Genomic DNA, 10,627 nt, shown 5'->3' with positions numbered 1-10,627 from the left:
TCGGCGCTGCTCAATGCGGGCGCGGTGCTCGCGCACTTCGAGGAGGCAGCGCTCGAGTTCAGGCTAAGAGACTCTCGAAAGAGGTTCTCAGGGCAGATAAACGGCGCTGCGGTGGTGCTGGAAATAGGCTCTGCTTTCATTACGAAACGGCCTTGGGGGCGGCCGCTGAACTGTGTGAAGTCCGAGCTTGGCAGCGTCCGCGTCTTCGAGCCGCGACGAGAAGAGCGGGCGGCCGTCGTCCTCGAATCCAATCAGTCCGCGGTCGAAGAGGAAGTCCGCGTGCGGTGCCAGCATCAGGCCGTTGAAGCCATCCAGCCGTTCCACGGCTGTGCCGCAAGCTCGCCAAGGCTTGATGTGGCTCGCGACAAGCAGGTTGGGTTTCTCAATGCCAGTGATCCGGCAGACCGGCTCGACGTCGAGAACTCGTTTCCGGAACAAACCTTGGCCACGGCGCGCTCGGGTCAACTGTTCGCGGACGGTCTGGTCTAGCGACTTATCCTCCAGGATGCGCCGCTCCACCAGGTCATCGAGCGTAGCCGCGAAATCGGATAGTGTGTTGCTCGGCGTGGTGAAGAGGTCGGACAGGCGCAGTTCTGCAGCTTCCAAGATGACGTCGATCACAGTGCGGTCGACCTCTGTCAAATAGGCCTTCTGATTGCCGTTGCCAGTCCGTGGCTGTATCGGTGAGTGCGAGGCTGGCAGGAGTGGAGCTAGTTGAGAGAGGAAGTCCTTGGGACGGACTGACAGCGCGCTCTCAAGCCAGTGGACTGGCAGCAGCCATCCCACCGAGTTCCAATAGGCGCCAATTGATCCGAACTCCTCCGGCTTGGGCGCGCTGATCGCGAAGTCGGCGACAATGCCGACTCTCCCGACTCGGGCGTCCGCATAGGACAGGACGATGTCCCCTGGCCCGGCCAGTCGCATATTGTCGTAGAAGCGACTGCGCGCACCATTGGCCTCGGTGACGGGAGACCAGAGATAGCCTCCTGCGATTTCCTGGCGCACCGTCTGCGCATGATTGACCCACCAATATCGCACCAGTCGATCATGCATCCTTCAGTTTCAACCTCCAAATCAGAATGAGGAAGAATTCACAGAGTCAAGGGGCGGGTGATCAACTCGGGATGCAGTGCAGACTCATGGTCGTCAATCATGGCGTATTCTCACCTTCGCGAGTTGGGATTGCTTCAGCCATATCGAAACCACGTGGACCGGCAGGCAGGAGGGGTGAATTAACCATACCGGCGCCAGGCGCCTTGAGATCTGTAGCAGATCCCGATCGGTTGGCGCGGCTTCCCGAGGGGAGCGCAATCGAAATCGGCCTCCGCCCGGTGCTGGTACACCAGACGAAGGCCTGACCCAAGAACTCGGATAGGAGCGTTGGGCTATGACGACTGATAGAAGCATCTCTCCTTCAGCGGAAGGGGAACGAACCGGCCAACACAGATGGCATCGACAAGGAGCGCCGACCCGAGAGGATGTCATCCGAAGCAAAGGCAGCGGTGCCTCCCGGCCACCGCCTCCGGACACGGGGCTCGATGAGCTTGCCCACAGGGCGATGTCAGCAGCACTCGCAGCGGAGGCCAGACCCGACGACACCTTCGGCTCCTATGCCGAATTGTTTTCGCTGCTGCGATCCAGCGTCTACCAGGAAGGAAGGCTGCTGGAACTAGCCATATCTTATTTGGCCGGCACCAACCCTGACTTGAAGGTCCTGCCGGTCCAGCCCCTGCCGATCGTTCCCTCGGCAGTTGAGCTTCTGAAGAGGAACCTGCCTGAGAGCATCAGGGGCATCAGGCTGCCCTCCGAGGTGCATACCTCCCAGACCTACACCCCCGATCTCTTCATCGCCCATCGGCGTCGACACACCGGAATGGTGATCGACGTCAAGCGCAGCTTGTCCTCATATCGCGAGGGCGAAATCGACCGGCTGCGATTCCGGATGCTGGCGGTCTCCTCCATCGCGTCCGGATGGCTGGCCGAACGACAGGGTCCGATGCTGGTCGAGGTAACCGCCGCCATCATCGACGGCTCCGACGAGATGTCGGATCATCCGAGAGGCGTCTTCGGGCTTTCCGAGATCGATGATCTCATCGAGGTGGATGGCGCCGCCGACTCCATCAGGTGGCTCCGGGCAATGTTTTCCCGACTGGTCCAGGCCGAGCTAGAACGGCGCTGCCGTGACGTTTTAGAATCGACGTCCAGACGCCAGCAGGAGGACCCATTGGCGTCTACACGGCTCTCTGAAGGTGTTGCGGCGGGTACGTCGAATCCTTTGGCGGCCGAAGCGCCATGGCATGGTCGTGTGGTTCCAATGCCGCGTCCGGACCAGGATACCCGTTTCGGTTTCGCGCGCCTGCGACGCACGCACTGACGCCCGCCGGCGAGCTGATCGCCGGTTCGTGAATCCTTCAAAATCACATCTGGCATCGGCGCCGAGGCGCCCGATGCACGGGAGAGCCATGCCATGTCACCAGGTAAACCAAGGTCTTCACCCCGGCGTCTCCGGACAGATTGGATGCGCACAAGGCAGCACCTTCATGAGCGTCCTGATCCGACCGCCACGACGCCAATTCCTCCTTCCGAAGGTGGGTCTCGAATCCTGCCACCACCAATGCCCACCGTGGCACCGCGGCCTCTGCGCGGCACACCGGAACTGCTCGCCGCGCTCGGCCATGCGCCCGGCTGCATCGAGCTGTCAAAGCAGGGCTCCATTTCGTCCTGTGACTGCGCCATCGCTCCGCTTGAGGATCCCGCCATCGTGGTCGGCATGGTGATCCGCCTCGTGCGCATGGTCAGGCCAATAGGGGCATCGCTTCCCGACGTCGTCGTTGAGCTGCTCTTCCGCCAACTGCTCGCGCGCGAACCGGCGTGTTGGGTGATCGCCGACTGGCTCGTCGATCTCGGCCTTCTCGACAGCCAGATTCTTCCCGATGCGCGGAGGCCGAAATGAGCAGCAGCAAGATGACGGCCAGGATGCGCACGACACTGACCAAGTCTGTCGGCCGCTTCCTGGCCTGGTGCTCGATCATGAAGGCGTGTCGGGGGCAGCCGCAGCTGCGTCGGGATGGTCCGATAGTGCTGGTGCTGGTCCTGCCTCCGGAAGCCGATACCGAGTCTTATGGCAAGGCGGCCAAGTTGGCCCTTGAGGGTAGACGGTATTACGAGCGACGTTTCGGCGACACCGACACGCTGCTCCTGACGTCCTGGGCCGACGAGTGGCGCAAGCGATTTACAGGCGCGGATGCGGCAGCGGTTTTTCGGTTCGAGCGCGCCATCGTGCTTGTGCGACACCGAATGGAAATTCCCACTGAACTGAGTCATGGGGCCGACGCGGTCATCGAGTTGGACCGTCCGGACGTCCGTCACGTGGAGGCGGCGATCAGGCTGTGTCTCGGCCAGACAGCGACAGCGCAGGAGGCCGCAGAGATCGCAGCCATGCCGCTGGCGCTCACCAGCCTCATGCTTAGGAGAGGGCGACCGTTACGCCGCTCCCTGGAGGCGATGCGTATTCTGGCTGTCCCTCAGCCTGAAGAGAGCAAGCCCCGGGAAACCGCGATCCGCCTTGAGCATCTGCACGGCCTTGGCGAGGCAGGGGAATGGGGCCTGGACCTCGCGCAGGATCTGGCTGACTGGAGGGCCGGCAGGATACCATGGTCGCATGTCGACCGCGGCGTTCTCGTGAGCGGGCCGCCCGGCACGGGAAAGACGACTTTCGCCAAGGCGCTTGCTGGCAGCTGCGGCGCGCATCTGGTGCTCGGCTCCATCGGCCGCTGGCAGGCCCGAGGCCATCTTGGCGACATGCTCAAGGCCATGCGCGGTGCCTTCGATGAGGCGCGCAGTAGCGTACCCGCCATCGTGTTTCTTGACGAACTCGATGCGCTGGGCGACCGCGAGACACTCGATGACCGCCACCGGCAGTACTGCACGGAGGTCATCGCCGCGCTGCTCGAGTGCGTCGACGGCGCGGACAAGGTCGAGGGCGTTGTCGTGGTGGGTGCAACCAATCATCCTAGCCGGATCGACGCCGCGATGTTGCGACCCGGCCGGCTCGACAGGCATGTGGTCATCCCCCTTCCGGACGCCAAGGCACGCGAGGGAATCCTGCGCTGGCACCTCTGTGGCGACCTTGACGGTGCAAACTTGTCCGCCGTCGCTGCCCGTACAGAGGGCAGGAGCGGCGCCGACCTCGAGCAGATCGTACGTGATGGCCGCCGCAGGGCGCGGCGAGCGCGCAGGGACCTGTCGATCGATGATCTCCAGGCCGCATTGCCGCCGTTGGCGCGGCTTCCCGAAGCCATGCTTCGCCGAGCTGCCATTCATGAAGCGGGGCACGTCGTTGTCGCGCTGGCGCTGGGGCTGAATGTTCAGTCCGTGGAAATCAGGCACGAGACCGAGATGAGGCCCGGCTATAGTGCTGCCGGCGGCGTGCGGATTCGCGAGAATTCCCTCTGGGAAAGGACGGCCGACCAGCTCCTCGATCGACTTTGCGTGCGCCTGGGCGGCCTTGCTGCCGAGGAGATCATCCTGGGCGACCGCTCGGCCAGCGGCGGTGGAGCGCCGGGCAGCGATCTCCACCAGGCCACCATGATTGCCGTCCAGCTCGAGGCGTCATACGGACTTGGGCAAGGTCTCGCCTTGCTCGCCTTTGACCAGGAACTCGACCTGCTGACGACACTTCACACCTCCTTTGGCCTTCGTGACCGGGTGGAAAAGGTCCTTGCCGAGCAGATGGAAAGGGCACGCGTCGTTATCAGAGAGCGGCGTCGTGATGCCATGGTTCTGGCAGAGGCCCTCCTGGCAACCAGGCTCCTCTCCTCAGAGGACATCGACAACCTGCTGAAACCATCGCGGAGAGAAGTGGTCGCGCTGATCGGCGACCGATCAGAACCTAAGAGCATAGTAGCGGAGGGGCAAAAACGACGGTCCAGAGAACAGACGGACAAGAAAAATTCTACAACCAGGGCGTCAAATGCGCCCGAGAGGGGTTGCGAATGAGGCTGCTGTTACCCGTGCGCATGCAGACGCCACGTCAAGGATTCGCGATGGCCTATCTGCAAAATGCCGATCACCGCCTTCGCGGGCCACGCGACATTCGATCCTGGCTTGAATTTGGCTCATTGAATCCTTTGTCGGACTCTCCCCAAAGGATTCGATAAGACCATAATCCTATGATCGCTCCCGAAACCGCATGGAGTGCGAAGAATTCGGTCACGCTCAAGAATGCTTGGTTGAAGGATTCAGTATGAAATAAGTGATCCTATCTGCCTATTGTTATGGTTGTCAGATTTAGACGCCTAAAAGTTGCATTTTGGCTTTAGATCATGAGCTCCATGAAAACAACGATCCATGTGATGGGGTTGCGAAACTAGAAAAAGGCTGCATTCATAACCGGCCAGAGATGTCGAGCTAGGCAGTTGAGCCAGCCGAGCTAGCCACGGGCCTGAGACAACAGGACCAAAGCGGAGACGGAGAACAAGGGAGCAGGAGAATGTTTGACGTACAGAGAAACCCTAGCCCGCCTGATGGTCCACAGCGGCCCTCTTTTGGCAACGGGATGCCGGGGCGGGTGTGGTTTCGGACTGACACCCTACCAAAGAAGATGGCCAAGACTTTGAAACGACGGGCCCGGCAGCTGGGCATTGACCTCAATCATCGCCGAGCGCTCGATATCGTTGCCATAATGAACGGATACCGCCACTGGCCTGATCTCCGTGCCAATATTGGAGAGCGATCGGGACATACGCGTCCTGGCCTCTCCCGGCTCGATGAAGACGAGATCGCGGCCAGCCAGCAGGCGACGCTCATTTCAAGACTCAACATAGCGCCCGCAGACGGAGCCGAACTGTACAGGGCCATTGACTACGACGCCAGACGGGCCATGCGCCCGGTTCGCGTGGATCCAGGGCTCGAGGGTAATGGAGGTGAAGTCCGTGCCTAGAACCGTCGGCCAGAAGCGGCCAATTCGTGTCGCGCGGCGCCTGCGCAAAGCCACAAACGCGACAAATCGTCGGATGTGGGTGATGGATGCGCGGCACATGGGCGAAATGGCTGGCAGGTATCGCCGGGGGCAACTCTCCCCCGCAAATGACAACCTTCCTCCCTCGGGAGGACCCTAGCATGGATGAACGTACGACGCCGACAGCGCGGCAGCACTACGACGAAGGCCAACTCCAGGCCGCATTGGCACACATAGGGAAATTGCTTGTGTCCGGCCTGGACCACGGTTTTTTCGAGTATCGTGTCTCTTGCCGCATACAGGGCGGCGGGAAGCGTCAAATCCTGATTAGTGGTGGGAAGTCGCATAGCTTCACAGTGGCTGCACAACCAAGACAAGACCCCTGATCCACCGCTCTAACAAGCGATCTCCGCGACGGAGACGTTCTTACAACCTTCTGGAGTGGCATCACCGGAGAGAAGCCGGGAGCGCTCACGAGAGCATGGTCGTCTTGCGGCCGTGACATCAGAATGACCGCACCTAAGGCAGTAAACGATAATCACGCGTCCACCAGGGATTTCTGGAGCGCCCGGCTGGGTCGATGTCTATCCGACGACGAAGCCATTCAGATCGAAGCGACGATGACCGGCTTCTTCAAAGTGCTGGCAGGATGGGCCGGGAACTCCCAGCCTGTCGCCGCCAACGACAACGTCCGGGAAGATTCCGCCACTCCGCACAACGGGCCTGAAAACACATCACTTGCCGCTCCGGCTCTCGTGCAAAAGCGGGCTTGAGCAAGCGAACAAGCATTTTTGGGATCGCGGTCCCGGACAAAGTGGGAGGTATTCGCAATGAAAAAGAAGAATCAAAAGGGGCGCAAGCCGCTGACAGACTGTCACTTGCAGCGTGCCGTCAAATATGCGCGCGTCTCATCGCGCGAACAGGAAAAAGAGGGATACTCTATACCTGCACAGCTGCGAACTGGGGACGATTATGCCCTCCAGAATACCATTGAAGTGGTTGAGACATTCGTTGATGTAGAGACAGCCAAATGTACGGGTCGTGTTGAATTCACTCGTATGGTGAGATTTCTACGAAAAAATCCATCTATTCGAATCATAATCGTCGAGAAAACAGATCGACTATACAGAAACATAAAGGACTTCCTAAAGCTTGACGAACTTGACGTAGAAATACACTTCTTCAAAGAGGGATCGATCATTTCGAACGATTCCAGGTCGACCGAAAAATTCATGCATGGAATTCGGCTCTTGATGGCCAAGCAATACATCGACAATCTTTCTGAAGAGGTGAAGAAAGGCATGCAGGAGAAGGCCGAACAGGGCTATTGGCCGACCAAAGCTCCGCTCGGTTATCTCAATGTCGAGAATTCAGAAAAGCAGCGCGTGATCGTTCCTGACCCGCAAATCGCACCGCTCATCGTGAAGATATTCGAATGGTATGCTACAGGGGACGTTTCGATGGACCAGGTCGCGGAACTCGCCTACGCCGCCGGCTTTCGCCATCGCAGAAGCGGCGGCAAGGTCCCTACCAGCACGATCGAAGTGATCCTCCGGAGAATGATCTATGCAGGGGAATACATGTGGAATGGCGTGCACTGCAAGGGTCGCCACGAGCCGCTGATTACAGTAGGCCTGTGGCTACGGGTCCAGTCCGTACTCAACGACAGATCGCGCAGCAGTTCCAAGAGAGGCCACAGGAACCACGCTTTCATCGGGTTGATTTCCTGTGCTCACTGTGGAGGCGCGATTACCGCCGAAACGAAGAAGGAAAAATATACGTACTACAAGCCAAGCGCATTCAAGGAAAAATGCGTTCGAGGCAGGAATGCGTGCAAATCAGTTTATGTGAAGGAAGAAAGGCTCTCTGACGTCTTCGTTGAGCATCTCGGTCTTTTGTCCTTCGACGAAGCGGTTTTGGAATGGCTGCGCAGAGCGCTTGAAGTCAGCAATGATGATAGCAGGCGGGAACATCAGGAAACGATCCGGCGGCTTGAGAAGCAGTACGCAAAGCTCCAGGAACGATTGCGTGCTGTCTACCTCGATAAGCTGGATGGAGTGGTCGATGCCGACCTCCATGCCAGCATGACCCATGAATGGCGCGAAGAGCAGATGCAGTTGCTTCGACAAATCGAGCACCACAAAGCTGCGGAAGCAAGCTACGTGGTGGAAGGGGTCCAACTGCTCGAATTGGCGCGCAACGCCCAAAACCTCTTCCGAAATCAGGAGCCGAAAGAGCAGCGAAAGCTGCTAAATTTCTTACTATCGAACTGCGGTTGGGACGATGGTGAGCTTACGGTGACGTTCCGTGAACCCTTTGATTCCATTGCTAAAGCGACCCAAGAGGCCGCCCAGAACGGACCGCTCGAAACGCACGATGTGGGCGAAAATGATATTTGGCTGGGGCGCCTGGATTCGAACCAGGGAATGCCGGTACCAAAAACCGGTGCCTTACCGCTTGGCTACGCCCCAATCGCGCCGGCGCTCCGAGGCGCCGCGGGAACGGGGTTTGTATAGGCAAGGCCGAGCGCCTTCGCAATCCATTCCGGACGTGATTTTGCGCCGCCGCTCCGGCGGTACGTTGTTTGAATCTCCGCTTCAGGGTGAAGCCGCCATTCCCCACATCAACGGCGTTTGGCAGCCGCGCTGTCTCCCGGCGCAATGATTGCCGGCGCGCGCTTGTCCTTCGCGAAACACGTCGCCGCTGACGACTGGGATCGGCGGCTCTTTGTTGCGGCTGAATGGCAGGCCAGGCAATCGGTTGAAGCATTTGTTCAATCCACCATTCGGCGGGATCGCCAGGTGCGTTCATGAGCGAGGCGCCGAAACTGGCTGCTGGCAATTTTATACACTATGTGTAATTAGTGGCTCATCTTCTAACAAGGGTGACCGCAATGTCCATTCGTCTGTTGGCCTTCTGCGCCGCCTCCATCTTGTTCGGCGCAGCAGCATTTGCGCAGTCTGGAGCGGCGGATCTGCAGTGCAGGGACGTCATGTTCACCCCTTCGGTCGCAAGCGTGGACGACGCACAACTGCATGCAACGGTCTGTTCGTCCCGCCCCCTTGCCGATGGGCTTCCGGTGCAGATCCTGCTGCATGGCGGTGCCTATGACCATCGCTACTGGGACTGGCCGCATGACCCCGAGCGCTACTCCTACGTACTTGCCGCGGTCAGACGCGGCTATGTCACCGTCAACCTCGACCGGCTCGGCTACGGTGCCAGCACACGCCCCGACGGACGCCGTCTGACCTTCGAGATGGGGGCGGAAGCGGTGATTGGGGTTATCCTGGCACTTGAGGATGGGGATCTGGGGATGCAACCGGGACCGATCATCCTGAATGGGCATTCGATGGGCGGTATTGTTGCCGAGCATGTCGCGGCCAGGCACGAGGGAATCGCCGCGCTGATCGTCAGTGGCCTTCCGAACACTCCAGCCGGTCACCACGATGACGACGATCAGCAGGGCGGCCCGCCCCAGGGCGACGGCCCCCCTTTTGTGCGGGCGGTCTCCGATCCGCGCTTCGCGACCGAGCCTTGGGCGGAGGGCTACATGACCACGGCTCCGGGCGTGCGAACACGGCTTTTCCATGCCGAAGGCATGGTTGACCCCGAAATTGCCGAACTCGAGGAAGCCTGGAAAGACATGCTGTCGCAGGCCGAACTCACGTCGGTCATGTCGGGCGGAAGCCACCGCCCGGCCTTCACTGGTCCGGCGCTCTATGTTCTTGGCCGGCATGACGCCATCGCCTGTCAGGGCCAGGACTGCGCGGCCCGTTTTGCTGGGACCGACTGGCATCTGATCGTGGACGGGGCCGGACATTCCCTGAACCTGTCGCTCGCGGCGCCGACCTTTTTCGGCGCAACGTTCGACTGGCTCCAGGTTCAGGGTCTGGCTCCCTGAGTGCCATCAGCCCCAGTCGAAGGGTACGCGCGCCAGGGCAGTCAGCCGTCGCGCCGCGCTGGCGGTGGCCATGTCGTTTGCCAGCGCGTCGAAGGAGCTGAAGCTCGCCAGGGCAAAAATGGCTGCTGTCGCATCCGAAAGGGTCCAGTCCTGCGCCAGCCCCGGCGCCGCGGCAAGCCGTTGGGTCAGTTGCGCGGCAATGCCATGCACCCGGCCGATCCTGGCCTCTACCGCCGCTCCCAGCTCCGGATCGGCGGCCGAAAGCCCAATCATCATGCGGAACATGACCCGGTCGGCCTCCCAGGAGCGAACGATTTGGGTGAAGAACGCGCAGAGTAGTTTTGCCGGATCGGCTTCCTGCCAGACTGGCAACAGACGCTGGAAATCCGCGCGCTGCCCGATATCGTCCATCAGCGCCTCATACAGTCCCTGGCGCGAACCGAAATGGTTGTAGACAGATTTTCGGGTCATGCCGGCCGAGGCTGCGATGCGATCGAAGCCCAGCCCGGCAAGTCCCTGTTCGGAAAGGTTCCGGCGCGCCGCGGAAATGAGCGCGTCGCGATTGACGGCTGTCCGGCTTGGGGCATTTTGCGTCATCTGGTCCAGACTACACCAGCGAACTGCCCGGTGCGAGGGCGCACGGTGAGCGGCGTCGAAGTCCGGCACCAGTCTGCCGGATGCTCCTGCCGCGCTTCGGCCGGCTGTCGCTGGACGTCCCGGAGGCGATCACCCGAATGCCGGGCGCCAATGTGAGCATGATCTCGCGA

Annotated in this window: 9 protein-coding genes, 1 tRNA gene and 1 pseudogene; 7 read left to right on the top strand and 4 right to left on the bottom strand. The window is 60.4% G+C overall.

Annotation, left to right across the window (positions count from 1 at the left end):
• Window positions 1–87: 87 nt before the first annotated feature.
• Entirely contained in the window at window positions 88–1,053 is a 966-nt protein-coding gene (locus GRZ55_RS06730) for an HNH endonuclease (protein ID WP_246734574.1), read from the bottom strand.
• Window positions 1,054–1,558: 505 nt separating this feature from the next.
• Here GRZ55_RS06730 and GRZ55_RS06725 point away from each other — a divergent pair.
• From GRZ55_RS06725 to GRZ55_RS23750, 6 genes and pseudogenes are all read left to right on the top strand, one after another.
• Entirely contained in the window at window positions 1,559–2,374 is an 816-nt protein-coding gene (locus GRZ55_RS06725; protein WP_169286143.1) for a hypothetical protein, read from the top strand.
• A gap of 240 nt (window positions 2,375–2,614) precedes the next feature.
• Window positions 2,615–2,953, top strand: coding sequence for a hypothetical protein (locus GRZ55_RS06720; RefSeq protein WP_169286142.1), 339 nt, complete (start codon window positions 2,615–2,617; stop codon window positions 2,951–2,953).
• Window positions 2,950–4,998 carry an AAA family ATPase gene (locus GRZ55_RS06715; protein ID WP_169286141.1) on the top strand — a complete coding sequence of 683 codons (2,049 nt, stop codon included), beginning with the start codon at window positions 2,950–2,952 and terminating at the stop codon, window positions 4,996–4,998. The genes GRZ55_RS06720 and GRZ55_RS06715 overlap by 4 nt, the downstream gene beginning before the upstream one ends.
• Window positions 4,999–5,491: 493 nt before the next feature.
• A complete protein-coding gene (locus tag GRZ55_RS23755; RefSeq protein WP_368856590.1) occupies window positions 5,492–5,941 on the top strand; it encodes a glyoxalase superfamily protein in 450 nt (149 codons plus the stop codon).
• A gap of 527 nt (window positions 5,942–6,468) precedes the next feature.
• On the top strand, window positions 6,469–6,732 hold the full coding sequence (locus tag GRZ55_RS06710) for a hypothetical protein (RefSeq protein WP_169286140.1): 264 nt from the start codon (window positions 6,469–6,471) through the stop codon (window positions 6,730–6,732).
• A 57-nt stretch (window positions 6,733–6,789) separates the two neighbouring features.
• A pseudogene (locus GRZ55_RS23750) lies at window positions 6,790–7,788 on the top strand (recombinase family protein); the annotation flags it as partial.
• A gap of 9 nt (window positions 7,789–7,797) precedes the next feature.
• Here the strand turns inward: GRZ55_RS23750 and GRZ55_RS06695 are convergent.
• Together GRZ55_RS06695 and GRZ55_RS06690 are read right to left on the bottom strand one after the other, a co-directional pair.
• Window positions 7,798–8,166 carry a hypothetical protein gene (locus tag GRZ55_RS06695; RefSeq protein WP_169286139.1) on the bottom strand — a complete coding sequence of 123 codons (369 nt, stop codon included), beginning with the start codon at window positions 8,164–8,166 and terminating at the stop codon, window positions 7,798–7,800.
• Between the two features lie 189 nt (window positions 8,167–8,355).
• Window positions 8,356–8,430 (bottom strand) — tRNA-Gln (locus GRZ55_RS06690).
• Window positions 8,431–8,852: 422 nt separating this feature from the next.
• On the opposite strand from GRZ55_RS06690, the gene GRZ55_RS06685 reads away from it, so the two are divergent.
• Window positions 8,853–9,860 carry an alpha/beta fold hydrolase gene (locus GRZ55_RS06685; protein WP_169286138.1) on the top strand — a complete coding sequence of 336 codons (1,008 nt, stop codon included), beginning with the start codon at window positions 8,853–8,855 and terminating at the stop codon, window positions 9,858–9,860.
• A gap of 6 nt (window positions 9,861–9,866) precedes the next feature.
• Here the strand turns inward: GRZ55_RS06685 and GRZ55_RS06680 are convergent, their stop codons facing one another.
• Window positions 9,867–10,526, bottom strand: a complete 660-nt coding sequence (locus GRZ55_RS06680; protein WP_210257247.1) for a TetR/AcrR family transcriptional regulator — start codon at window positions 10,524–10,526, stop codon at window positions 9,867–9,869.
• Window positions 10,527–10,627: the final 101 nt, after the last annotated feature.

The sequence above is a fragment of the Chelativorans sp. ZYF759 genome, from assembly GCF_012911015.1.
Classification (GTDB): domain Bacteria; phylum Pseudomonadota; class Alphaproteobacteria; order Rhizobiales; family Rhizobiaceae; genus ZYF759.
The sequence above is the reverse complement of the archived record's forward strand: the minus strand, read 5'-3'. Positions and strand labels throughout refer to the sequence as shown.

Coding starts and splice junctions, on each gene's coding strand:
- GRZ55_RS06730 (WP_246734574.1), bottom strand. CDS start 1,053: ATGCATGATCGACTGGTGCGATATTGGTGGGTCAATCATGCGCAGACG.
- GRZ55_RS06725 (WP_169286143.1), top strand. CDS start 1,559: ATGTCAGCAGCACTCGCAGCGGAGGCCAGACCCGACGACACCTTCGGC.
- GRZ55_RS06720 (WP_169286142.1), top strand. CDS start 2,615: ATGCCCACCGTGGCACCGCGGCCTCTGCGCGGCACACCGGAACTGCTC.
- GRZ55_RS06715 (WP_169286141.1), top strand. CDS start 2,950: ATGAGCAGCAGCAAGATGACGGCCAGGATGCGCACGACACTGACCAAG.
- GRZ55_RS23755 (WP_368856590.1), top strand. CDS start 5,492: ATGTTTGACGTACAGAGAAACCCTAGCCCGCCTGATGGTCCACAGCGG.
- GRZ55_RS06710 (WP_169286140.1), top strand. CDS start 6,469: ATGACCGCACCTAAGGCAGTAAACGATAATCACGCGTCCACCAGGGAT.
- GRZ55_RS06685 (WP_169286138.1), top strand. CDS start 8,853: ATGTCCATTCGTCTGTTGGCCTTCTGCGCCGCCTCCATCTTGTTCGGC.